The organism is Bhargavaea sp. GQ12 (assembly GCF_059758705.1).
Genome location: NZ_JCAXEU010000001.1, coordinates 360,752 through 383,784, shown reverse-complemented (window position 1 = coordinate 383,784; position 23,033 = coordinate 360,752). Strand labels below are relative to the sequence as shown.

Below are 23,033 nucleotides of genomic sequence, written 5' to 3'. Positions count from 1 at the left end.
ATGGGAAGCAGGGCTTTATTAGGGTCTTCCTTTGGAACGGAACAGCAGCGAAGCGATAAACCCAAACAGGATTGCTGCACTGATGCCTGAACTCGTCACTTCGAACATACCGGTAATGACACCTACAAGGCCATGCTTTTCCGCTTCCTGAAGTGCGCCGTGCGTCAGGGAATTCCCGAAAGAGGTGATCGGTATCGTTGCACCGGCCCCCGCAAAGTCGATCAGCGGTTCATAAAGCCCGAACCCGTCGAGGATCGCGCCTGAGACGACCAGAAGACATAATGTATGGCCCGGGGACAGCTTGGCGACATCAAACAGCAGCTGCCCGATCACGCATATCAGTCCGCCGACAACAAAGGCAATGACAAATGCAGTCATCATCTTTCCTCCCCCTCTCCCATGGTCAATTCAATCGCATGGCAGGTGCAGGGGATGCTTTCCCCCTGCTGGAAGGAAAGCGGGGAAAGCAGGGCGCCGGTGGCCATCAGAAGCGCCCGGCTGTATTCCCCTTCCATCATCCGGTTGTATACATCGGAGAAAAATATTGCGGCTGAACAGCCCGCCCCGCTGGCACCGGAAAAGAAGGCTGAATCCCCGCCATAAAATTCTTTTCCTGCATCTCTCCACCGTTCCCCTTCGACGTTGTATCCTGCTTCTGAAGCCATCTGCAGGAACAGCTGCGTCCCGATCGCACCGAGATCACCGGTGATGATGACGTCATAGTCTTCGGGGGCGGTACCCGCAGCCTCCAGATGTCTCCTGAACGTATCAAATGCGGCGGGCGCCATGGCCGCTCCCATGTTCAAAGGGTCAGTCAGGCCATAGTCCACCACCCGGCCAACTGTTGCCTGAGCGATTTCGGGATAGCCCTTCTCGTGGGGAGTAACTGCGGCGATCCCGGCTGCCGTAACTGTCCATTGGGCATTCTGCGGCTTCTTGAATCCATATTCGATCGGATACCTAAACTGCCGCTCGATGGCATTATGGTGGCTTGCCGCTCCCGCCAGCACCAGTGAAGCTCCCCCCGCTTCCGTAAGCAGGGCCGCATTGGCGAGGGCAGATGTGGAAGTCGCACAGGCCGAAAACAGCCCCACATACGGCAGGCCGGTTGAGGCGGCGGCAAAATTGGAAGGCGTCATCTGATTGACAAGATCCCCGCATACCAGATAATCCGCATCACTCATCGTCTTTTCCGCCTTGTTCAGCACCAGGTCGCACGCATCTTCAATAAGTTGCCGATGGGCCTGCTCATTCGTCTTCTGGCCACAAAGTTCGGAGTCATGTAGGCGGTCAAACTGATTGCTGAATGGGCTGTTTTTCTTTTCCGCAGGTCCCGCTGCTACAGCGGCCGCACGGATAATCGGCCTGCCTGCAAAACGGATTACCCCCCTGGCTACCATCCGACCACCCCGAACTTCACAAGAATCGTTTTGATGAGCGCCACCACAAATGCGGAAAAGACACCGAATACGATGACGGATCCGGCGAGCTTGAACATATTTCCGCCGACCCCGAGAACGTAGCCCTCCGTCCGGTGCTCAATCGCAGCCGAAATCATGGCATTTCCGAACCCGGTCACCGGCACGGCGGAACCCGCCCCGCCAAACTGGGCGATCCGTTTGTATTTTCCGAATCCGGTCAGAAGCATGGCAATGAAAATCATTGTCGCAACTGTCGGATTGCCTGCAGTCCGCTCTGTAAAGTCAAAGAAGTACATATAAAAATACATGATGCCCTGCCCGATGGCACAGATGATTCCGCCTGTCACAAATGCCTTCAGCAAATTCAGGGCCAGCGGCGTCTTGGGCGTGGTCTGCTGCTCCAACTGTGTATACGCCTGGCGGTCCATCAGGTTTCCTCCTTAGAGAGGGATTTGATTGTTTCAACTTTTTTATGCAACTTATCTTCCTCCTCAAGCTCTTCCAGCTTGTCCGTCTCCCAGTAGATCTTCAGATCCGCAGAAAGGGTGACTGTCTCATCCGGAAATGCTTTTTCCATCTTGCCGGTCAGTTCTTCTTCGATTTTCGCTTTGCGGTATCGGTTAAACGGGCTGACCTCCACGCCCACCAAAAGGTCTTCTTTTACAAAGACCGCCACGGCCGATGTGATCTGTTCCTCTTCACCGAGGATTTCCTGCACTTTCCGGTTGTCTTCGGGTTCTCCGCCTGAAACCCGGATCTCCTCTCCGCCGGCTCCACAGCCGGCGACCAGCAGGCACAGCCCGGCAGAAGCTGCCAATCGTTTCAACGGCTCCACCTCCCGTTTTTCTCTTAGTATGTCCACCACCACTTACAGTTATGCACACTTACAGCTATGCAGGCTGTGCGTTCGCCCGGACACCCCTTTTCAGAGCGCATATGGTAGACAGAGATCAAAAGGGAGGAGGTGTTCAGAAATGAGCTGCTGTGGTGATAAGAAAGACTTTACCGCCGGATCCTCTTCCTTCGATCACTGCCTTTGTGATGTGATCAGGACGATCAAGGACATCCAGGATGCAGGAACAGATGAGTGCATGGGCTGCAACGATTGCTTTATGGAACCGCTTGGTGGGCTTGTCAGCCCTGGCCGGCGTTCCCCTGTCGACACGCGCGTCATCTCGCTCTTGACAAAAGATGGCTCCGCGTTTAAAGTATCGACTGCACATTGCCCTAGATACTGCAAAGAATCCTATTCTGGCCAAACATGCTTCTTCCGCATTGAGCGGATCATCGGCAAGTGCTGCGTTACGCTTCGTGCACTCGAAAAAGTTCCGCAAACTCCAGCACACCCATGTGGATTTATCGCAACCGACGTATGCCTCACCGTCGATATCCGATGCTTCTGCGGTGTCACATGCGTCACTGACTGCTTCCTCGACATTTGCGACTGACCGCCGTATTATGGAGTGTCCCGCCGTCCGGACTCAACCGGGCGGTGTTTTTTATGTTCTTCGAAAGCTTCCGCCCAAAATACGGCTTTGTTAAAGAGTGGTGTTGCTTTCCGTTACGGGCGGACGCTTTCCGCGGGGAAGGCTAAGAGCCGGCGCCAATACGAAGGTTGGCGTCTGCGCCCAAAAGCACAGCGTTGGGAAGCACCAATCTGCGAAGTCTCTCCGCACTTCCTTTTCCGCAGGACAATAAACAGCTTCCTCGAACTTGCCTCGCACGAAGGAAATGCGAAGCATTTTCGTGGAGTCGCCTTCACTCCAATCCACAGCTAAATATCAACATCATCCATTAACAGAGCCAAAAATAAAAAGCCGACGGATCTCCGCCAGCTTTCAGGGTTTGCAATTTGTGTTCATTAATACGGAAAAGGTTTTCCTTTCCACCAGATGGCATCCAGATCATCGATGGATAATTCCATTTCGATTTTTTCTTCGTTGATGCCCTTGACAGCGACTTTGCTTTCCTCGAGATTCAAAATTTCGCCGTTGATTACAGTTCCATCTTTTAACCGAAACTGGATTGGACGGTACACTTCCCGCTGGAACGGGCGTGACAAAAACCGGAGCTGTGTGAGCAAACGGGCCGTCTCTTCGGGCCGCTTCGGCAATTCATACACCGATGTACTTTCTTCCGCAACTTCTTCCTCTGCCAGAACCTCCTCCACCGCCTCGCGGCTATAGACCGGCTCTGAAACAAAGTAAACAGGCGGCGCATCCACAAACAGCAATGGCCCTCCGTCACGTTCTGCCATGGGCTCACATCCTTTTTCCCCATCCTATGCCGGATGGTGCCCAACTGTCACAGCTGGGAAATGAATGCCGTAGCAAGCCCAAGGTAAATCAGAATGCTGATAATGTCGTTCAGCGTCGTGATGAACGGGCCGGATGCGACCGCAGGGTCGATTTTCAGCCGGTGCATCAATAGCGGGATAAAGGAGCCGGCCAGCGTAGCTACAAAGATCGAACCGACGATTGCCACACCGACCAGGAGCCCAAGGACGAGCTCGTGTTTCCAAAAGTAGATCAGCCCGACGACAAAGATGCCGCACACCGTTCCGGTGATCAGTCCTGTTCCCGCTTCCCGCGCGAGAAGCTTCATCCTGCTTTCGCCTTCGATATCGCCCGTAGCGATTCCCCTGACAGCGACAGCAAGCGCCTGTGTCCCGCTGTTGCCGGCCATTCCCGCAATAAGCGGGATAAAGACCGCGAGAAGTGCGACCTGATCAAGGGTCTGTTCAAAACGTCCCATCAGGTTGGCCGTCACCATCCCCAGGAAAGTAAGCAAAATCAGCCATGGCAGACGCTTTTTGGCCGCTGCGAGCGGGTTCCGGTCGATGGTATCCATGTCCGATACACCCGCAAGCTTGGAGTAGTCGTCGGAAGCTTCTTCTTCGATGACGTCGATGATATCATCGACCGTGATGATCCCGAGCAGATGCTGCCGGAAATCGACCACCGGCATTGCCAGGAAGTCATAATCTTTCATCATCCGAGCAACTTCTTCCTGGTCCTCGCTGACTAGGACGCTGACAACCCGCTCATTCATAATGTCCGCCACAATTGCATGTTCGTCCGCAATGATCATATCCCTAAGCGACACAACGCCCGCCAGGCGGTTCTCATCATCGGTGACGAAAATATAATAAATGGTTTCCGCGTCGGGTGCCGCGTTCCGGAGAATGGTCATCGCGGAGCGGACCGTCGAATTTTCGGGGATTGTGACGTATTCCGTTGTCATGATCGATCCGGCCGTATATTCCTCATAGTGCAGAAGGTCTTTAATTTCGCTTTCAGCCTCGTCATCCATGAGAGTCAGATAGGTCAGTACCTTGGATTTGTCGAGCTCATTAAGCACATCGACCGCGTTGTCTGCGTACATGCCGGCGAACATGTCCGCCGCATAACGCGTGTCCATCTCGTCCAGGTATGCGTCAAACTCATCGTCCTCAATCTCCGAGACTTCGAAAATCTCCGCGAGTTCCTTCGGAGAAAGGAATTCATACATTTTCCTCCGGAGTTCCGGACCTGCTTTTTCATAGTACTTTGCCTGGTCATACGGATGGCCTGCGAGGAACTCATCCCTGAATGCCTCCGGATCCCCCTCTTCCAATAATCGGGTAACCAGATCCTCGTCGATATAGGTTTCTTCCTGCTCATTCAGTGCTTCCGGCATGCAGAGCCCTCCTTTCAATACCTGACATTCCGCAAATCTCCCTTAAACGCGTTGGAGGACGGCTGTCCGGGGTAGACTCAAGATAAGACGATTCCTGCTAAACAATGCTGAATGGGGTGTTAACATGTTGAAACTGGACATTTTCGGGGACCTTCATGGGTGCTTTGATGAATTCATGGAGCTGTTCGCCAAGCTCGGATACCACATGGAAAACGGTCGCTATGTCCATCCGGATGACCGGAAACCGGCATTCGTGGGAGATGCGACGGACCGCGGCCCGAAATCGGTCGAGATGCTTAAATTCCTATTTGCCCTTCAGGACGCCGGCCAGCTGATTTATTCCCCGGGAAATCATTGCAACAAACTATACCGGTACATGCTCGGCAACAACGTCCAGCAAAAGCATGGACTGGAAACGACTGTCGCGGAATTGGGTGCCCTTTCAGGCAAGGAGCGGGAGCATATCCGCAAGCGCTATATCCGCTTCTACGAATCGCTCCCGCTCTATGAAATGCTGGATGATGGGAAACTGATCATCGCCCATGCCGGAATGCGCGAAGACCTGATCGGCAGAAAAGACGGCAGCCGACTGCGCACGTTTGTCCTGTACGGGGACATCACCGGCGAGACGCTGCCGGACGGACGTCCTGTAAGGCGGGACTGGGCAAAGCATTATAAAGGAAAACCGTTCATCGTCTACGGCCATACCCCGGTTTCCGAATGCCGTTTCGTGAACAACACGGCCAACATCGATACGGGCTGTGTGTTCGGCGGCAAACTGAGCGCACTCCGCTATCCGGAAAAAACAGTGGTCAGCGTTCCTTCCCGCCAACCTTTCCAGCCGGAGAAATTCAGCGATTTCAGCTGACCTCCTCCATTCACCTGTGAAAGCCGGCCACCGCCAGCATATCTGCCGGCACCGGGCTGTTGATGGCAATCGGTTCCCCGGAAAGCGGATGGCTGAAAGATAACCCGGCGCAATGGAGCGCCTGGCGGCCGATCCTTTTCGTGCTGCCCCCATACAGCGTATCCCCTTCCAGCGGATGGCCGATGTGGGCAAGGTGTACACGGATCTGGTGGGTCCTTCCGGTATGGAGGATCACCGACACCCTGGAAACCTCATCCCCGGGCAGCCCTGCTGTTTCCACCACCCGGACTTCCGTTACGGCCCGCTGACCTCCGGGTAGAACCATCCGCTCGATGATGCTCCCTTCCTTGCGTCCGATCGGCTCATCGATGAAAAAGTGCCGCTCCCTGAATCCTCCGTCCACGATTGCTTCATATTTTTTGAGAACCCCGCCGGCCTTCATCTTCTCTGACATGAGGTGATGGATGTGGCGGTTTTTTGCGATACATACGATTCCCGATGTTTCACGGTCGAGCCTCGTGACGACATGCACCGTCGCCGGCGTGCCGTCTTTCACGAACTTCCCGGCGACCGAATTGGCAAGGGTGCCGGAAGGAGCATCCCTGGAAGGGATGGTCGCCTGTCCGGCGGGCTTGTCCAGAATGAGCAGCGCCTCGTCCTCATAGAGCACCGAAAGCAAGCCCTCTTCCGGGATAAGCCCCGCTGCCGGTTTTTCCAGGGGAAAAATGATGGTGACCGCGTCTCCTGCCCCCAGTTTATGGCGCACCGTCTTTTCCTCACCGTTCACGAGTATGTTCCCGCCTTTGTATTTGACCGCAGTAAGCGTCCTCCGGGAAATCCCGCATTCCGCCAGGAAGTCCCTTAATACGACACCTTCCGATTCCACGGTAAACGATAGCCGGTAGCGGCGGTCAGAGGACATCGCTGTCGATAAAGGAGTCGTGGACCCGCTTCCAGAACGGGAACGGACGGAAACGCGCAAAGCGCACGCGTTCATCCGCAACCCGGTAGCTGATCGTCTTGACATCCTTGTGGAGAAGATGCAGATGGTCAACCGTCACCATGAAGTCTGGCCCTTTCACCGGCTTCAGCACACAGCTGTGATGGGCCGGCAGAACAAGCGGGGAGCCTACAGTACGGAACACCCGGTTGTTGATCGACGCCATCTCAGTCAGCTGCATGGCCGGCAGTGCAGGGTGGATGATCGCTCCCCCCAGCGACTTGTTGTAGGCGGTGCTTCCCGAAGGCGTAGAAACACAAAGCCCGTCCCCCCTGAACCGCTCGAACGGCATGCCGTTCAGCTCGACATCCATGACGAGCGTGACGTCCGGGGACTTTACGGTGGATTCGTTCATGGCGAGATAGACTGCATCGTTCATGTCGTTCCGGTATTGAATCGCCACTTCCAGAAGAGGATACTCGATGACGTCATAGTCATGCTTGGCGATTGAGATGACGAGCTTCTCGATTTCCGGCGGCTGCCAGTCTGCGTAAAAGCCGAGATGTCCCGTATGGACGCCGACAAACGCCGTATCCGCCAGCCTGTCCCGGTAGCGGTGGAAGGCATGAAGAAGCGTTCCGTCACCGCCGATGGTCAAAACGATATCGGGTGCCTTCTCGTCATACTCGAGGCCGAAGTCATTCAGGTACTGTTTTGCGCGTGCCGCAAGATCGTTGGATAGATCATCGCCCCTGGACTGAATCGAGTACTTCATCCTTCATCGCCTCCTTTTCCGGATTTCCTCAGGTCATTTCTTGAATCGCTCTTGTATTCACTGAAATAGCGCTGGGCTTCCTGGATTTCGTCACGGATCTTCGACATCTCTTCGTCGAGTGAAAAGGCCGCCTCCGCTGCACTTTGCAGGCGCTCCTTGATCACTTCAGGAAAATCCCCCTTATATTTATAGTTCAGAGAATGCTCGATCGTCGCCCAGAAATTCATCGCGAGCGTCCGGATCTGGATTTCAACCGGGATCGCGATTTCCCCGTGGATCGTCTGGACTGGGTACTCGACAATCATGTGATAGGAGCGGTAGCCACTCGGCTTATTTTTCGAAATATAATCACGCTCTTCAGTCACGACCATATCTTTGCGCCGCCGGATACTTTCGACGACCGCTCCGATGTCATCCACGAACTGGCACATGATGCGCAACCCTGCAATATCGGGTATTTCCGACGCCAGCAACTCCGACGGCTCAAACGGGATCCCCTTTTCAAGCGCTTTGTCGTAAATGCTCGCGAGCGGTTTTACACGGCCTGTCACAAACTCGATCGGCGCGTGCTCGATCTCGGTTGCAAACTGCGTCCGCATGCCTTTCAGCTTGATCTTCAGTTCATCGACCGCCTGCTTGTAAGGCTCGAGAAACCGTTCCCATTGTCCCATTGGCTACTCCCCCGTTCGGTCTGGCGCTGCTCAGGCGCCCAGGATCTGACTGAATGCCTTCTCGACCGCCGTCGAGAAGACCTCGCCGTAATTGTCATTGCCTTCGATATTGAAAATCAGCATCTCCAGCTCCTCCGCGAAATTCACCAGCTCGAGCCGGTGTCCGCCCACGGAGAGCCCGGGCGTCTGTCCGCTTTGCAGGGCTGTCGCCATCTGCGGCCAGATCTCTTCCGGAAAATGAACATGGACGAACCGCTCCCCGTCGTCCAGCAAGTAGACGAACGTCCCGGAATCGGTGTCGGTGATCATTCTTCCGGCGGGACGCATTCCGGACAATTCCGTCCCTTCCCGCAGGATAAATTCGGTTACATCGCCGGTTGTTCCGGCACTCTGAATGATTGGCTGATTCATCTCAAGTTCTCTTCCTTTCTCAACAAGCAATTCATCTCACTTCAGTCTATCACAGCCTGCATCCGCGCGCAGTTACCAATTGGGAACAAAGGCCTGTCGCCCGGATGGAAATCGATTTATTTGTAGAACCTGAATCCGGTTGATAGAATGAGTCTACAATCACAGGCAATGGAGTTTGCAAAGGAGCATGCATCATGACCCGGAAACCCATCATTCCTTATGAAGAGATCGGCCCGGAGCTGCTGTCCGATCTCGTCGACACGTTCTACGGTAAAGTCGCCCGGCATCCGATGCTCTATCCCATTTTCCCAGATGATCTGACTGAAACTGCCAGAAAACAAAAACAGTTCCTCACCCAGTTCCTGGGTGGCCCCAATCTATATAGCGAAGAGCATGGGCATCCCATGCTGAGGGCACGGCATATGCCGTTTCCGATCACATACGACCGCGCACAGGCCTGGCTCGAGTGCATGGCCGAAGCAATGGATGAGGTCGGGATGGAAGGCAAGATCCGTGATGACTTCTATAACCGGCTGATCCTGACTGCAAACCATATGGTCAACCGGACCACACCGGATGAGGAGGGATCGCCTTGAACCTGCTTCCCAATCATTCCGAGATGCTGGCGGCAGAATGCTCGTCAAAACCGCTTGAACTCTATGTCTTCATCGATCCTTCCGATGCCGGCTGCTATGGGCTGATTCCGGTCCTCCGCCGCCTCCAGGTAGAGTATGAACAGTATTTCACTTATCGGATCATCATGAAGACCTCCCTCTCTCCGCAAAAGAACCTTGGCCAGGGCCCCCATGATACACGGGTCCCTCACCCGGCTCTGCCGGCAGTCGCTGTCAAAGCGGCTGAGTTCCAGGGGAAGCGGGCCGGATTCAAGTACTTGTCCAGGCTTCTCGACTACCGCTTCCTGAAGGGTCGTGACATCACGACACAGGAAGTCCTTCTCGAAATCGCCGAACTGACGGGGATTGATGCGGCTGAGTTCATCCAGGACTTCCGGTCGGTCAATGCTGCCAAGTCATTCCAGTGCGATCTGTACATCTCCCGTGAGATGGAAGTGCACCAGGCTCCAAGTTTCGTCTTTTTCAACAACAACTTCGAAGACGAGGGCCTCATGGTGGAAGGCATCCACGACTATGAAATGTATGTAAAAGTACTTGAGGAACTGCTCGGCCGGCAGATGGAAAAAGCCGTCCCTCCATCCCTTGACGAACTCTTCAGGCGGTTCGACTCCCTGACAACAGGTGAAATCGCCGCCATTTATAAGGTGAATGTCCGTACGGCAGAGCGCGAGCTGAAGAAACGCCTGCTCCAGCGCCGCATCGAATGCCTGCCAGTCCGGGGCGCCACTCTCTGGCGAAGAAAAATGGACTTATAATCATGAAAAGCCGGGACCTTATTAAAGGTCCCGGCTTTATTATGCGCATCCTTCAAACGGATGACATTTTCACGAAATATAAAGAGCACCCGCTCCGGGGGAGGAGCGGGTGCCATTTTCGTATTACACGAAGGGGATGGGGGAAATGTTCACGTTCAAACAAAAGGGGTGTTTGTTTTCGTGAAATATTTCACGCTCTTAATTTATCACGAAATAATTGATTGCGCAAGATTTCACATAAGAATTCACAGGGTTGTCATATTGCGAGCGTTTTCAACCCTAATTTTACTATTCCAGCAAAAAGAATCTGAATGATGAGAAACGGAAATGTCCGATACTTCCCACCCTGGCTAAGATCAGTTGTCCGGGTCATAACGCAGAAAAAACTGCAGACAAGGATACATTGTCTGCAGTCTGTTGCCGGCATCGTTCACGCTTCTTCAAGCGGATGGTTCAGCCGAGCAATTTCTCAAGTTCGGAAAGCTTCTCTTCAAAGGCCCGGCAAGCTTCCTCAATCGGCTGGCTTGAAGTCATGTCGACCCCTGCCTGCTTCAGGACTTCAATCGGATAGTCGGAAGAACCTGCCTTCAGGAAGCGGCTGATATAGCGTTCGACGGCCGGCTCCCCCTCTTCAAGGATTTTGTTGCTGAGAGCGACCGCAGCGCTATACCCCGTCGCATATTGATATACGTAATAGTTATAGTAGAAATGCGGGATGCGCGCCCACTCGAGTCCGATCTCCTCATCGGCGATGATGTTATCACCAAAGTATTTCTTGTTGAGCTCATAGTACACTTCGGTCAGCTTATCGGCGGTAAGTGCGACTCCCTGCTGATCCAGCTGGTGGATCGCATGCTCGAATTCCGCAAACATCGTTTGGCGGAATACCGTGCCGCGGAAGCCTTCCAGCCAGTGATTGAGCAGATAGATCTTTTTCTGTTCATCTTCCAGCGTCTTCAGAAGATGATCGTTCAGGAGCGCTTCATTGCAGGTCGAAGCGACCTCCGCGACAAAGATGGTGTAATCGCCGTAGACGAACGGCTGGTTGTTCCGTGTGTAATAGCTGTGGACACTGTGGCCGAATTCATGGGCGAGCGTGAACAGGTTGTTCACATTGTCCTGCCAGTTCATGAGGATGTACGGGTTTGTCCCATAAGACCCGGATGAATAGGCGCCGGAGCGTTTGCCTTTGTTTTCGCGGACATCCACCCAACGGTTCTCAAGACCCTCCCGGAGAATTTCCGTATACTCGTCACCCAGTGGTGCCAGCCCCTCAAGCATCAGCTTTTTGGCTTCTTCATAAGGAACTTTCATTTCAACATCTTTTACAAGTGGGGTATAGAGGTCCCACATATGAAGTTCGTCCACACCAAGAAGCTTTTTCCGGAGTGCCACATACCTGTGCAGCAGGTGAAGGTTATCGTTGATCGTTGAAATGAGGTTATCATAGACGGATTCCGGGATATGATTGTTCGAAAGAGCCGCTTCCCGTGCCGATGAATAATTCCGGATGCGTGCGTTCACGTTATTCGATTTGACCTCACCGGCCAATGTCGATGCGAAGGTATTGCGGAACTTCCCGTACGTACCGTACATTGCGCGGAATGCCGCTTCCCTCACCGACTGGTCACCGCTTTCGAGGAACGTCGTATAACGACCGTGGGTCAGCTTTACCTCGTCGCCGTTTTCATCTTTGATCGTCGGAAACTCCAGGTCAGCGTTGTTCAGCATGCCGAAAGTCTCGGATGATGCATTGGCCACCTCGGAGAACTGCGCGAGGAGCGCTTCCTGATCTGCCGGCAGGACGTGTGGCCGCTGGCGGTTCACTTCTTCGAGGGCATGGCGGTAGACCTGCAGCTCTTTCTCGTCTTCCACGAAGCGGGTAAGCTTCTCCTCGTCGATCGAAAGAAGTTCAGGGACCAAATAGGACAGTCCTGTTGAAATTTTGACATACAGCGATTTTGCCCGGCTGTCCATCGCCTGGTAGGTGCTGTTCGCCGTGTCCTGGTCATAGCGCATGTGAGAATACGCGTAGAGGCGCTGGAGGCGCTCAGAGAGCTCATCCCGGTATTTCATGGCAGCCAAAAGTTCCTTCGGGCTATTTCCGAGTGTGCCGCGGAATGTATCCGCTTTCTTTGCCAGCTCTTCAATGGCCTTGTATTCGGTTTCCCATTGATCGTCCGACGCGAAGATATCTTCCAGACGCCATGTCTCTTCGACTGCGACCTCGTCTCTTGTCAGCACATCCGTTTTGGGTTCGTTGCTCAATTGGATTGCTCCTTCCTTCGATTGCCAAAATAAACTCAAGAACATTTTCTCAATATTCATTATGGCTTGCAAGGAATTCTTTCCAAAGAAACAAGATTGACGGAGCCGCCAGCTCCGTACAGCCGAAGATGTCTTCCAGGCATGTGACGCCGCTGGAAGCAAGAAAACGGCCATAGGCAGAAACTGCAGCAAAACCGTCTCCCTTTTCGGGCGGGACTGTCCTCAGAAAGTTTCGGATGACAACAGGACTTTCAGGATCCTTCACCTTTTCACCGAACACAAAGAATACGAACAAAGCCTGCCACTCCGCATCATTCTCTTTGAAAGCTTCCGCTCCGGGTGTCGGCACACCGATCAGGGGCGGCAGCCGGTCTGCACTGATCCGGTTCTCATAGCATGCCCGTAGAAGCGGATCTCTGATGCCTTTCCTGTTGTATGAGACTCTCCGGTTCAGATGCGATTGCCGCCTTGAAGAGTAAATCTTTAGATACTGTCCGAACGTTTCTTCATCAGCCGGAGACGGGACCGCAAACGGGAACTTTTGAAGTGTATAAGGGATGGCGACAAGTTTCCCAAGGAATGTGTTGCCGCTGATATGCATCGGATGGATAAAATAAAAAAAGTGTTTGGTAATCGGGTCATAGGTCATCAGGTATTTCCCGTACTGGCTGTCCTGCCGGATAAATAGCTGCAGAAATTCAGAGATGGCCAGGGCACGCACCGGCTGCCCGCCCGCACTCCATTTTTCAGGAGTGGCCGGAATCCAATGCGGAATAACGCCGCCCTGTTCGTAGCCTTCTGTACGTCTCCTGACCAGCACGGGCGGAATCCGGCTGCATTGGAACTCGATGGCATGTGCCCGGCCGTCATATTCCACCAGCAAGTCGGGCCGCTGCCCAAGGGCATTCAGGGAGGTCTCCATGCCCGTCCTGAGCCCGAGACCGGTAAACATCTCATAAAGCTGTTGTTTTCCGGCAAGATGGGCAGGTGTCTCCCCTTCCGAAAACATGCGCCTGCAGTCGCTTCTTGCCGCATGGGCAAAATGCGGAACCCGTACATCCCCTATTTTCAGCCACATTTTCCCCAGGCATTGAGGGCAGCGGAAATGATGCTTGCCCTTGAGTGCATGGAGTGATTCTCTGGTCAACTCCTGAGTAATGATAATTGGTGTCCCATCATCCAATACAGCGGCCAACATGATGCATCCTTCCCCCTCTCTTTCCGACATTGTAAGCGCGCTCATGAATTCCGGCAACCACACTCACTGACAAAGGAATAGCCACTTTTTGATTTTGACTTCTGAATTTGTTCCAAAATTAAATTTCACCCCAAAAAATCACGCCAAAATAAAAAGATGCGGATTTTGCAATCCGCATCTGGAAATTCCAATAATTTGTCTTTTCCCGACCAAAAGAAAAAAGCTGCACGGTCGGATCCGTACAGCCCTGAAATCAGAAATGTTCCGCGATCGTGCCAAAGACGTCTTCGGCGATAATCGTTTTACCGTACTCCTCGATGCGGTGAATCGTGACGTTCGTCCGCTGAAGATACTCTGTGAGCACGCTGACCACATCCTCGAGGTCATCTTCATCGCCAGGCAGGCCGTCGAAGCCCACATGGAGATAATAGTGATCCTCGAAAAGATGCAGCGAAGTTCGGAGCGCCTCTTCTTTTAGTATCTGCGCCAGCGGGATCAGATCATCGAATTCGCCGACGAGGAAGGTGGAATCTTCCCAGTCGTCCTCTTCCTGGCGGAATCCGGGGACGTACTGATCAAGATTTTGGAGGTCTGCGTATGAAGATTCATCTTCCTGGAACATCCGCTTCCCGTCCTGGCCGAACGGAGGTTCCAACTGTTTCCCGTCACGGGACACCTGGGCGCGGGTTACGGTCACTTCAAGTCCCTTATCCATCGCGTGGACCTGGATCCAGAGCGGCCCCTCGATGGTGAAGTCGGCTTCCTCATCGACTTCCTCCATCATTTCCCAGAACAGCTCTTCACTCCGGTCGCGATTGTACCAGATTTCGTCGCGCGTAAAACCGCGTTCTTCAATATCAATATACGAAATGAAAAACTTTACAGTATTTTCATTGATGCGTTCGATTTCCATGTTACACCTCTCCTTTCCGACGGTCTTCTCAGAGCCGGGTGTGACAATGCATTCCGCCGATGGCAAGTGTCCTGCTGTCAGTATATGCCGTCACCGTCAAAACTGGAAAGGCGTGTCCAGTCGGAGCGGCTGCTTGTAGTATTAGCATTGTATTGGAGCAAATGCAGGAAAGCAAGAGAAAAAAACGAAAAAGACTGACAGGTCATTCGGAACATCCCGTCAGTCCACCCATTTTTCTCAGTTGACCATCCGCTGTGCTTCAAGGAGCTGGTATGCCCTTACTTTGCGCGGAAGGAAACGTCTGATTTCATCCTCGTTATAACCGACCTGAAGCCGTTTGTCGTCCAGGATAATCGGTCGCCTCAGAAGGCCCGGATGTTCCTGGATCAGTTCATATAGCTCATGCAGAGGCAGGCTCTCCAGATCGACATCAAGCTTCTGGAAGATTTTCGAACGGGTCGATATGATTTCATCGGTCCCGTCCTCCGTCATACGGAGGATCTGCTTGATCTCATCGATCGTCAGGGACTCGGAGAAAATGTTCCGTTCTGTATATGGAATCTCATGTTCCTCCAGCCAGGCCTTCGCCTTTCGGCAGGAAGTACAGCTAGGGGATGTAAAGAGGGTCACGCTCATCCACAACACGTCCTTTCAAGAAGTAGGAAGTTGGAATCTGTTGAATATGCTATTTTAAAATCATTCTAATGTCTAATGTCATAAGTTTATTATACACCATTTTTATACTTGGCGAAACACAGTTTTGAAAAAAGTTTTCATTTAGCCGTTAACCTTCACACCTTCGCTATATTTTCCGGTTAAACCGAGCGGACGTTTGTGTCGGAGCTGTTATACCCATTCCGGAATAGGCACAAACACAGTTTGACAGTCCATTCTCAATTATGGCTTGGCGAATGAAAATAGCGGAAAAGCGGGACCATCATGGCCTCCCTATCTATTAGTACGTCCCGGGTGAAAATAAGTTCCGCTTTATTTGTACTATTTCCCATTTTATATAGAGATAAACGAAAAAAGGTCCACACCTGAAAATTAAATTGGTGTGAACCTGCTTTCTCACGGCGTATAGTCGACGCCTTCCGTATATGTGTTTCCTGCATTCCACAAAAGAAACTCGCTGATTCCCGCATCGTTGAGTGCCTTGATCTGCGCTTCCACTTCGGCCTTTCCGTAACGTTTGTAATTGCCGCTCCCCAGCCAGCTTGCGGTGAAGTCCTGCAGCCACGGCCTGGAGACCGGCGGGGTTTCGAGGGCCGCAAGCTTCTCGTTCTCGACCTTTGCGTATTCGGCCACGAGACGGTATGGTTCCAGGTCGGGCTTCGGGATACCGAAATAGGAAGTCCAGTGGCTCGGGTAGATCATCGAAGAAATGACATCCACATTTTCCGAGATCTTCGAGAAGTTCTGTCCGATACCCGGCGCTTCAGGCAAAGTGGCCGAGTAGCCGAAGATATCCACGGAGACTTCCACATCATAAGGTTTCAGCTGTTCCCTGGCATAGGCAACAAAGTCCGTGACAGCCTGTACGCGACGCTGAATCGGATCCAGCTCCGAGTCCTCGTAGTCGCCGAACGTATACTGAAGCGAATCCGCCCTCGTCTCGAACCCTTCAGGGAAACGGACATAATCAAACTGGATCTCTTTGAATCCGAGCTTTGCCGCCTCGATGGCGATCTCGACATTGTAATCCCAGACTTCTTTCATGAAGGGGCTGACGAACGCTTCTTTGCGTCCGTTTTTCCACACCTGCCCTCCGGCCGTGTAAGAAAGGTCCGGACGCTTCTCAGCAAGTACGGTGTCTTTGAAGACAACCACCCTGGCGATCGGATAGATCTGCTTTTCCTCGAGCTCCTCAAGCATCGCTCTCGGGTCTTTTATGTATGGCTGGCCAATCTCCTTCCCGGCGAGCGGTGAGTCTTCCGCCGGTTCGTAGGTCAAATATCCGAAATCATCTTTGATGTCGATGACCATTGCATTCAGATCGGAGTTCTCAATCAGATTGACAAGACGTCCGAATCTTTCTCCTCCCGCAGAATGTCCGGTCACATAAACACCTCTGACCGCGTCCGGATATTCGAATGACAGTCCCGAGTCGAAGCGGAACAGCTTGGATGAAGCCACCATTTCCTGATCGATCTCCCCGTATTCATAGGACACGCCTTTGAAATCGGACGCAGGCTCCTCGGCCGCGGCTGCCGGAGCTGCTGCCATTGTGCCCGCGAGAGCAAACGCTGCCATCCATTTAAGCTTCATGCAAACAACCCCTTTTTCTCTTGTGCCTATTATTCTATCAGCTCAGACAATTAGAAGGAAGGAATTTCAAGAAGATTCGTGACAGGCAGTTGCAAGTTCCCGGGGCGGGCTATATAATAGTTAGAAATTGATGATCAGCTTCGATGGAGAAGAGTAAGCGGGGACCTGCCGTACAGAGAGCCTGTGGACGGTGTGAACAGGCCGGCGTTCCCCGCTGAATGGACTCCGGAGCCGGCCGGGCGAACTGCAGTAGCCCGGCCCGTCCGCCCGCGTTACGGGTCTGAGCGGCCTTCGGGCAATGCGGGTGGTACCGCGGCTGATTGAACATCATCCGTCCCTTTTTTACGGGATGGCGTGGTGATTTTTTTTTGGCTTCATAATGCTCGTTTGATTTCCGTTACAGGCGGCGCTTTCCGCGGGGAAGGCTAAGAGCCGACGCCGATACGAAGGTTGGCGTCTGCGCCCAAAAGCACAGCGTTGGGCAGCATAGCTCTTTCTGCGCCCAAAAGCACAGCGTTGGGCAGCACAGCTCTTTCTGCGCCCAAAAGCACAGCGTTGGGCAGCACAGCTCTTTCTGCGCCCAAAAGCACAGCGTTGGGCAGCACAGCTCTTTCTGCGCCCAAAAGCACAGCGTTGGGCAGCATAAAAGTGCGAAGTCTCTCTGCACTTCCTTTTCCGCTGTCCAGCTGTAGAGGGCCAACTCCTCGGGTCATAAGCCATTCCACTCCGCGAAGCAGGCTTCGCTGCGCGGCATGTCTTATGCCTGTCGGGGCTGACCGTCCCTCTTCGCTTTCAATGCAGGAGTCGCCGCCCTTCACTCCATCAACAGCTAAAATCCAGCCACACATTTAGACTTTTATAAATTTTTTAGGAGGTTTTATAACAATGAAACGGATCTTCTCAGGGGTGCAGCCGACTGGTACAGTGACACTTGGCAACTATATCGGTGCATTCCGGCAGTTTACAGAACTTCAGCATGAGTACGACTGTATTTTCAGCATCGTTGATCAGCATGCGATTACGATGCCCCAAGAGCCTGATGACCTCAGTGAGGCCATCCGTCGTCTTGCGGCCACCTATATTGCTGCAGGCATCGATCCTGAAAAAGCCACACTGTTCATCCAGTCGGAGGTTCCGGCACATGCACAGGCAGGTTGGATCATGCAGTGCATTTCTTATATTGGAGAACTCGAGCGCATGACTCAGTTCAAAGACAAATCCGAAGGCCGCGAAGCGGTCTCTTCTGCCCTGCTCACCTACCCTCCTCTGATGGCGGCGGACATTCTGCTTTATGACTCTGACATTGTGCCCGTCGGTGACGACCAGAAGCAGCACGTAGAGCTGACGCGCGATCTGGCCGAGCGCTTCAATAAGCGTTACGGAGACACGCTTACCATTCCTGATATCCGGCTGCCGCAGCACGGGGCCCGCATCAAGTCCCTGCAGGACCCTCTTAAGAAGATGAGCAAATCCGACACCAACAAAAAAGCACTCATCTCCCTTCTCGATGAGCCGAAACAAATCGAGAAAAAGATCAAGAGTGCGGTAACGGATTCTGACGGCAAGGTCGCTTATGATGTTCCGAACAAACCTGGTGTAAGCAACCTGCTGAATATCGAGGCCTCACTGACCGGGCATTCCGTAGAGGAGCTTGTCCGGAAATACGAGGGCAGCGGCTACGGTGCCTTCAAGGCTGGCGTGGCAGAAGCCGTGATCGGACACCTCACGCCGATTCAGGAGCGCTACAATGAACTGATCGGCTCAAAGGAGCTCGACCGGATCCTTGACGAAGGTGCCGAGAAAGCCGATGCAATCGCTTCGGCTACTCTTTCCCGGATGGAATCCGCGATGGGGCTCGGCCGGAAACGCAGAAAATAAGCACGATCAGCGACAGAACCATGAGCTTGAAGTCCGCCGTGGACAAAATATACCGGAACACCGTTTCCCAAGAATGTCCCAGGGCCCGGTAGTTCAGGAACAGCACAAGATGTGACAGCGTGATGACGCAGAGTCCATACGATACGAGAAACAGGAAGATTCGGTTCATCGGATGCGCCCTATCCTTTCTCTGATTTATACACCATATGAAAAAGCGGACCCCTTCTTTCGGAGGGATCCGCTTTTTGTATACGGCCTGATTTAAATCAGCGCTGTGATTTCGGGTTGAGGGCATCTTTCAGGCCTTCCCCGATAAAGTTGATGGACAGAATGGTCGCCGTGATGATGAGTGCCGGCGGCATCCAGATCCACGGCTTGCCCTGGAGGACATCCGGTTCGTTCGCGAAGGCGAGCATATTGCCCCAGCTCGGCGTTTCCTGCGGGACACCGAATCCGAGGTAACTGAGACCGGTTTCTGCCACGATCAGGCTCGCGAACAGGAGTGTCGACTGAACAATGATCGTTGACAGGACGTTCGGCAGAAGGTGCTTGATGATGACCTTTGCCGGTGATGTGCCGATCGAAATGGCTGCGAGGACATATTCATTTTCCTTCTCCGCGAGCACCTTTGAACGCACAATCCGCGCGACCCCGCCCCAGCTGAGCAGCCCGATGACAAGGATCAGAACCCAGAGGCCGTCAATGATACCGAAGAGGATCGTGTTCAGGACAATGACGAAGACGAGGAATGGGAAGTTCAGGACAAAGTCCGTGAATCGCATGAGCAGGCTGTCGACCGCGCCGCCGAAAAATCCTGCCACGGACCCGACGATGGTTCCGAGGACGACGACGATCAATGTCGCGCTCGCGCCTACAAGAAGTGAGATCCTTCCGCCGTAAAGGAGCCTGGTCATGACGTCTCGTCCGCTCTTATCCGTACCGAGCAAGTGGTCACCGTTTGGCGCAATGCTCATTTTGCTGATATTGACTTTGGTGATGTCAGGAATCGGCGACAGATAAGGTGCAAGGAATGGAGCCAGCAAAGTAAGGATGATTACAAGAATCAGGAATACGGTGCTGATCATCGCCATTTTATTTTTCAGGAATTTTCTCCTGGCAATCGCCCATGGAGATGAGCTCTTTTCGGGGCGCTTGACGGCCCCGGTTGCTGCATTGGTTGTCATGATGTTGCTTCCTCCTTAACCTAAGCGAATCCGCGGATCGACGATTCCGTAAAGAATATCGGCGATCAGGTTGCCGATCAGGACCATCGCGGACAGCATCATCGTGATGGCCATGACGGTCGGATAGTCACGGTTGTTGACGGAATCCAGGAACAGGAGCCCGATTCCCGGGTAAGTGAAGATTTTCTCCGTGATGATGGCACCGCCGACAAGTGCGGCGATATCGAATCCGAGGAACGTCACGAGCGGGATGATGGAATTCCGAAGGATGTGGACATTATAGATTTTGCCCATCGGCGTTCCCTTGGCGAGTGCCGTCCGCACAAAGTCTTTTCTCGAGTTCTCGATCAGGTCATTCCTGAGGAACTGGGTGTAGGACGCTGTACTGAACATCCCGAGAACAAATGCCGGAAGCATGACATGGTGGATGCGGCTCATCCAGTACTCAAGTGTCCCCTTGTCGATTTCGATATCCACTGATCCAGCAAACGGGAACCAGTTCAGCTTGAATGCGAAGAAGTATACGGCGAATACACCTGCGACAAACGAAGGGATCGCTATGCCCGCATAGTTGAATCCGGCAATGAGGTTATCTCCGACCGTATACGGTTTCCTTCCTGAATACATCCCCATTGCAAATGCCAACACATAGGTGATCAGCAGTGATGTCAGTGCCAGGAAAATGGTGTTCGGCAACTTTTCCGCAATCAGGTCGGCAACCGGCATCTTATAGCGTGTCGATTTTCCAAAGTCCCCCTGCATAAAGTCAGTTACCCAGCGGTAGTACTGGACATATACCGGATCATTGTAACCCAGTTTTTCACGCATCTCTGCTATGTACTCCGGGTTGGTGTTGTTCGGGTCGATCTCGCCGCTCAATGAATCTCCGGGCATCGCCTTCGCCAGGAAGAACACCACGACGGATACGAGGATCAGCATGGGAATCATGCCGAGAACGCGGCGCAGCGTGTATTTAAGCATACGGGTACTCTCCTTCTTGTCTGTCTCTCTTCGTTGTGACTCTCAAACACGGTAAGAGATATTTAGATTAGGCTCTGTTATAGAGTGTTGTTGCTTTCCGTTACGGGCGGACGCTTTCCGCGGGGAAGGCATCGAGCCTTCTGCGAAGTCTCTCCCCACTTCCTTTTCCGCTGTCCAGCTGTAGAGGGCCAACTCCTCGGGTCATAAGCCATTCCACTCCGCGAAGCAGGCTTCGCTGCGCGGCATGTCTTATGCCTGTCGGAGCTGACCAGCCCTCTTCGCTTTCAATGCAGGAGTCGCCGCCCTTCACTCCATTCCACAGTTAAATATCAACATTATCCGCTAACAGAGCCTTAGAATAAATACGTCTTACCGTGTTTAAGAGCAAAAAAAGAGCAGTGGCGGACGGGCTTGCCGCCCGCCACTGACAGGTCAGATCAGTGTAATTATTGCTTCAGATACCATTCAGCAGGACTGTTGTAGCCCGAAACGTCCATCGAGAAGCCGCCGACTTTCTCGCCGACTCCCATGATCTCATCGAGTTCAGCGATGAAGATCATCGGAACATCTTCAGTTACTTTCTTCTGCCATTCAGCATAGATCTGGGCACGCTTCTCCTGGTCGTCGCCGACTTCCTCAACGCTCAGAGCCTGCTCGAGGAGAGCATCCGCTTCAGGGTTGTTGTAGCGCGGGTAGTTCCAGATCTGGTCAGCTTTCCAAAGTCCGGACGGGTCAGGGTCTGTGCCTGTGCTCCAGCCGCCGAAGAATGTCTCGATCGAAGGTTCGTCTTTTTCCACCATGTCGTAGTAAAGGTTGACTTCAACCATTTCGACTTCCGACTTCAGGCCGACTTCTTCCCAATACTGGGCAAGTGCTGTCGAGCGGGATTCGAAAGTAGGGTTCCCTGTTGCATAGTGCGAGAACTTCACGACGAATTCTTCGCCGTTCGGATCTTCACGGAAGCCGTCGTCGTTTGTATCAACGAAGCCTGCTTCATCAAGGAGTTGTTTCGCTTTTTCAGGGTCGTAGTCGTATACTTCGACTTCACTGTCATCAGCTGCGATCCAGTGTGCAGTCGGAACCGGCTTGTTGACCGGCTTGCCGTAGCCGAAGAAGAATGCGTCGATCCACTCTTCACGGTTGATGGCATGGGCCATAGCCTTACGGAGGTTGACGTCTTGATATTTCGGAAGTTCTTCAGTGATTGTCTTCGAGGCGTTGTCGAATTTGCCGAGTTTGAAGCCGACATAGTAGTACGACAGGCCAGGTGCGGTTACAACTTCAACGTTGTCGAGTTTCTCAACGTCAGGAGCCGAAACCGGCTGCAGCGAGATCATGTCGATATCGCCATTCTGGAGAGCGCCGACTGTCGCCGTGTTGTCGATAACACGGATGATGACCTTGTCGAGGTTAACTTCGCCATTCCAGTAATCTTCGTTTTTCACGAGTTCAATCGACTCGCCGGGAACGATGTTTTCAACTTTGAACGGACCGAGGCCGACCGGCTTGGTGCGGACCTGTTCGGAACCGGACATGTCTGCCACTTCGATTCCTTCAAATTCCTTCTGGGACATCGGGTAAGACCAGATGTTCGTCAGGTTGTTCAGGCGTGGCTCATCGAATGTAACTTCGATGGTGTAGTCATCAACGACATTCAGGCCGGAGATGCTGTCTGCTTCGCCTGCGCGGAATGCCGGTGCACCTTCGATTGTTTCAACGTTTGTGTAACGAGGGCCGTCATAGTCAGGGTGCGCGATAGTTTCAAGTGCGAATACCCAGTCATTGACTGTGAGTTCCTCACCGTTGTGCCACTTGACGCCTTCCTTGAACTTGAATGTGAAGTGCTGGTTGTCTTCAGTTTCCCATTCAGCAAGGTTCGGTATCGGCTGGAGGTTCTCGTCATAGTCGATGAGACCTTCATCGAAGAAATCGATGATTTCTTTATCTGTAGCGATACCGTAGAACGCCCAGTTGTAGAGACCTTCAGGAACAGCGTCGAGACCGTATGTGAGCGTTCCGCCCTGTTGTGGCTCGCCGGATTGTTCTTCAGTCGCTTTTTCTCCGTCTTTGCTATCGCCCGAATCAGTTTCGGACGCATCGTCGCTGCCGCCGCCGCCACAAGCCGCAAGGAATGCGGAAAGGACGAGGATCATGGCGAACAGCCAGAGCATGGATTTGCGTTTCATGCT

At 53.0% G+C, this 23,033-nt stretch carries 23 protein-coding genes and 1 other annotated feature; of the genes, 5 read left to right on the top strand and 18 right to left on the bottom strand.

Going from position 1 to position 23,033, the window contains the following annotated elements; translation table 11 throughout:
* Positions 1 to 18: 18 nt before the first annotated feature.
* Genes spoVAE through AC6CHQ_RS01770 form a run of 4 tightly spaced genes read right to left on the bottom strand, consistent with a single transcriptional unit; the run spans position 19 to position 2,247 of the window.
* Complete coding sequence (gene spoVAE, locus AC6CHQ_RS01785; protein WP_251239760.1) at positions 19 to 381, bottom strand: stage V sporulation protein AE; 363 nt, start codon at positions 379 to 381, stop codon at positions 19 to 21.
* Positions 378 to 1,400, bottom strand: a complete 1,023-nt coding sequence (locus AC6CHQ_RS01780) for a beta-ketoacyl-[acyl-carrier-protein] synthase family protein (RefSeq protein WP_251239759.1) — start codon at positions 1,398 to 1,400, stop codon at positions 378 to 380. Before AC6CHQ_RS01780 ends, spoVAE begins: the two co-directional genes overlap by 4 nt.
* Complete coding sequence (gene spoVAC / locus AC6CHQ_RS01775) at positions 1,394 to 1,849, bottom strand: stage V sporulation protein AC (protein WP_092054060.1); 456 nt, start codon at positions 1,847 to 1,849, stop codon at positions 1,394 to 1,396. Before spoVAC ends, AC6CHQ_RS01780 begins: the two co-directional genes overlap by 7 nt.
* Entirely contained in the window at positions 1,849 to 2,247 is a 399-nt protein-coding gene (locus AC6CHQ_RS01770) for a hypothetical protein (RefSeq protein ID WP_092054063.1), read from the bottom strand. The genes spoVAC and AC6CHQ_RS01770 overlap by 1 nt, the downstream gene beginning before the upstream one ends.
* A gap of 148 nt (positions 2,248 to 2,395) precedes the next feature.
* On the opposite strand from AC6CHQ_RS01770, the gene AC6CHQ_RS01765 reads away from it, so the two are divergent.
* Entirely contained in the window at positions 2,396 to 2,869 is a 474-nt protein-coding gene (locus tag AC6CHQ_RS01765) for a CotY/CotZ family spore coat protein (RefSeq protein WP_498080650.1), read from the top strand.
* Between the two features lie 413 nt (positions 2,870 to 3,282).
* On the opposite strand, the gene AC6CHQ_RS01760 is transcribed toward AC6CHQ_RS01765, so the two are convergent.
* Positions 3,283 to 3,678, bottom strand: a complete 396-nt coding sequence (locus AC6CHQ_RS01760; protein ID WP_498080649.1) for a hypothetical protein — start codon at positions 3,676 to 3,678, stop codon at positions 3,283 to 3,285.
* Between the two features lie 47 nt (positions 3,679 to 3,725).
* Positions 3,726 to 5,099 carry a magnesium transporter gene (gene mgtE, locus AC6CHQ_RS01755; RefSeq protein WP_498080648.1) on the bottom strand — a complete coding sequence of 458 codons (1,374 nt, stop codon included), beginning with the start codon at positions 5,097 to 5,099 and terminating at the stop codon, positions 3,726 to 3,728.
* 127 nt (positions 5,100 to 5,226) lie between these two features.
* On the opposite strand from mgtE, the gene prpE reads away from it, so the two are divergent.
* Entirely contained in the window at positions 5,227 to 5,967 is a 741-nt protein-coding gene (gene prpE, locus AC6CHQ_RS01750) for a bis(5'-nucleosyl)-tetraphosphatase PrpE (RefSeq protein WP_498080655.1), read from the top strand.
* Between the two features lie 10 nt (positions 5,968 to 5,977).
* On the opposite strand, the gene AC6CHQ_RS01745 is transcribed toward prpE, so the two are convergent.
* The 4 genes from AC6CHQ_RS01745 to AC6CHQ_RS01730 are packed head-to-tail and all read right to left on the bottom strand — an operon-like array spanning position 5,978 to position 8,764.
* Entirely contained in the window at positions 5,978 to 6,889 is a 912-nt protein-coding gene (locus AC6CHQ_RS01745) for an RluA family pseudouridine synthase (RefSeq protein WP_498080647.1), read from the bottom strand.
* Positions 6,879 to 7,682, bottom strand: a complete 804-nt coding sequence (locus AC6CHQ_RS01740) for an NAD kinase (protein ID WP_092054082.1) — start codon at positions 7,680 to 7,682, stop codon at positions 6,879 to 6,881. The genes AC6CHQ_RS01745 and AC6CHQ_RS01740 overlap by 11 nt, the downstream gene beginning before the upstream one ends.
* Positions 7,679 to 8,353, bottom strand: a complete 675-nt coding sequence (yjbM, locus tag AC6CHQ_RS01735; RefSeq protein ID WP_498080646.1) for a GTP diphosphokinase — start codon at positions 8,351 to 8,353, stop codon at positions 7,679 to 7,681. The genes AC6CHQ_RS01740 and yjbM overlap by 4 nt, the downstream gene beginning before the upstream one ends.
* 30 nt (positions 8,354 to 8,383) lie before the next feature.
* Positions 8,384 to 8,764, bottom strand: a complete 381-nt coding sequence (locus AC6CHQ_RS01730) for a UPF0738 family protein (protein ID WP_498080645.1) — start codon at positions 8,762 to 8,764, stop codon at positions 8,384 to 8,386.
* A 194-nt stretch (positions 8,765 to 8,958) separates the two neighbouring features.
* Between AC6CHQ_RS01730 and AC6CHQ_RS01725 the strand changes: the two genes are divergently transcribed.
* Both AC6CHQ_RS01725 and AC6CHQ_RS01720 read left to right on the top strand, forming a co-directional pair.
* On the top strand, positions 8,959 to 9,360 hold the full coding sequence (locus AC6CHQ_RS01725; RefSeq protein WP_092054093.1) for a globin domain-containing protein: 402 nt from the start codon (positions 8,959 to 8,961) through the stop codon (positions 9,358 to 9,360).
* Positions 9,357 to 10,154 (top strand): DsbA family protein, encoded by a 798-nt coding sequence (locus tag AC6CHQ_RS01720; protein ID WP_092054097.1) that lies wholly within the window; start codon positions 9,357 to 9,359, stop codon positions 10,152 to 10,154. The genes AC6CHQ_RS01725 and AC6CHQ_RS01720 overlap by 4 nt, the downstream gene beginning before the upstream one ends.
* Positions 10,155 to 10,607: 453 nt before the next feature.
* On the opposite strand, the gene pepF is transcribed toward AC6CHQ_RS01720, so the two are convergent.
* From pepF to AC6CHQ_RS01695, 5 genes are all read right to left on the bottom strand, one after another.
* Positions 10,608 to 12,422, bottom strand: a complete 1,815-nt coding sequence (gene pepF, locus AC6CHQ_RS01715) for an oligoendopeptidase F (RefSeq protein WP_498080644.1) — start codon at positions 12,420 to 12,422, stop codon at positions 10,608 to 10,610.
* A gap of 49 nt (positions 12,423 to 12,471) precedes the next feature.
* Complete coding sequence (locus AC6CHQ_RS01710) at positions 12,472 to 13,620, bottom strand: competence protein CoiA (RefSeq protein ID WP_498080643.1); 1,149 nt, start codon at positions 13,618 to 13,620, stop codon at positions 12,472 to 12,474.
* A 253-nt stretch (positions 13,621 to 13,873) separates the two neighbouring features.
* The gene (gene mecA / locus AC6CHQ_RS01705) at positions 13,874 to 14,533 is read right to left on the bottom strand and encodes an adaptor protein MecA (protein WP_092054109.1); all 660 of its coding nucleotides are present in this window, start codon (positions 14,531 to 14,533) and stop codon (positions 13,874 to 13,876) included.
* Positions 14,534 to 14,770: 237 nt separating this feature from the next.
* Entirely contained in the window at positions 14,771 to 15,169 is a 399-nt protein-coding gene (gene spxA / locus AC6CHQ_RS01700) for a transcriptional regulator SpxA (RefSeq protein ID WP_008296836.1), read from the bottom strand.
* A 435-nt stretch (positions 15,170 to 15,604) separates the two neighbouring features.
* Complete coding sequence (locus AC6CHQ_RS01695; protein WP_498080642.1) at positions 15,605 to 16,801, bottom strand: putative glycoside hydrolase; 1,197 nt, start codon at positions 16,799 to 16,801, stop codon at positions 15,605 to 15,607.
* A 131-nt stretch (positions 16,802 to 16,932) separates the two neighbouring features.
* Positions 16,933 to 17,143: a binding site (T-box leader), on the top strand.
* 543 nt (positions 17,144 to 17,686) lie between these two features.
* On the opposite strand from AC6CHQ_RS01695, the gene trpS reads away from it, so the two are divergent.
* Positions 17,687 to 18,679, top strand: a complete 993-nt coding sequence (gene trpS, locus AC6CHQ_RS01690) for a tryptophan--tRNA ligase (protein ID WP_498080641.1) — start codon at positions 17,687 to 17,689, stop codon at positions 18,677 to 18,679.
* A 266-nt stretch (positions 18,680 to 18,945) separates the two neighbouring features.
* On the opposite strand, the gene opp4C is transcribed toward trpS, so the two are convergent.
* The 3 genes from opp4C to opp4A all read right to left on the bottom strand — a co-directional run bounded on the left by opp4C (position 18,946) and on the right by opp4A (position 23,030).
* On the bottom strand, positions 18,946 to 19,863 hold the full coding sequence (gene opp4C / locus AC6CHQ_RS01685) for an oligopeptide ABC transporter permease (RefSeq protein ID WP_092054127.1): 918 nt from the start codon (positions 19,861 to 19,863) through the stop codon (positions 18,946 to 18,948).
* Positions 19,864 to 19,878: 15 nt separating this feature from the next.
* Positions 19,879 to 20,844, bottom strand: coding sequence for an oligopeptide ABC transporter permease (opp4B, locus tag AC6CHQ_RS01680; protein WP_498080640.1), 966 nt, complete (start codon positions 20,842 to 20,844; stop codon positions 19,879 to 19,881).
* Between the two features lie 446 nt (positions 20,845 to 21,290).
* The gene (gene opp4A / locus AC6CHQ_RS01675) at positions 21,291 to 23,030 is read right to left on the bottom strand and encodes an oligopeptide ABC transporter substrate-binding protein (protein WP_498080639.1); all 1,740 of its coding nucleotides are present in this window, start codon (positions 23,028 to 23,030) and stop codon (positions 21,291 to 21,293) included.
* Positions 23,031 to 23,033 lie beyond the last annotated feature (3 nt).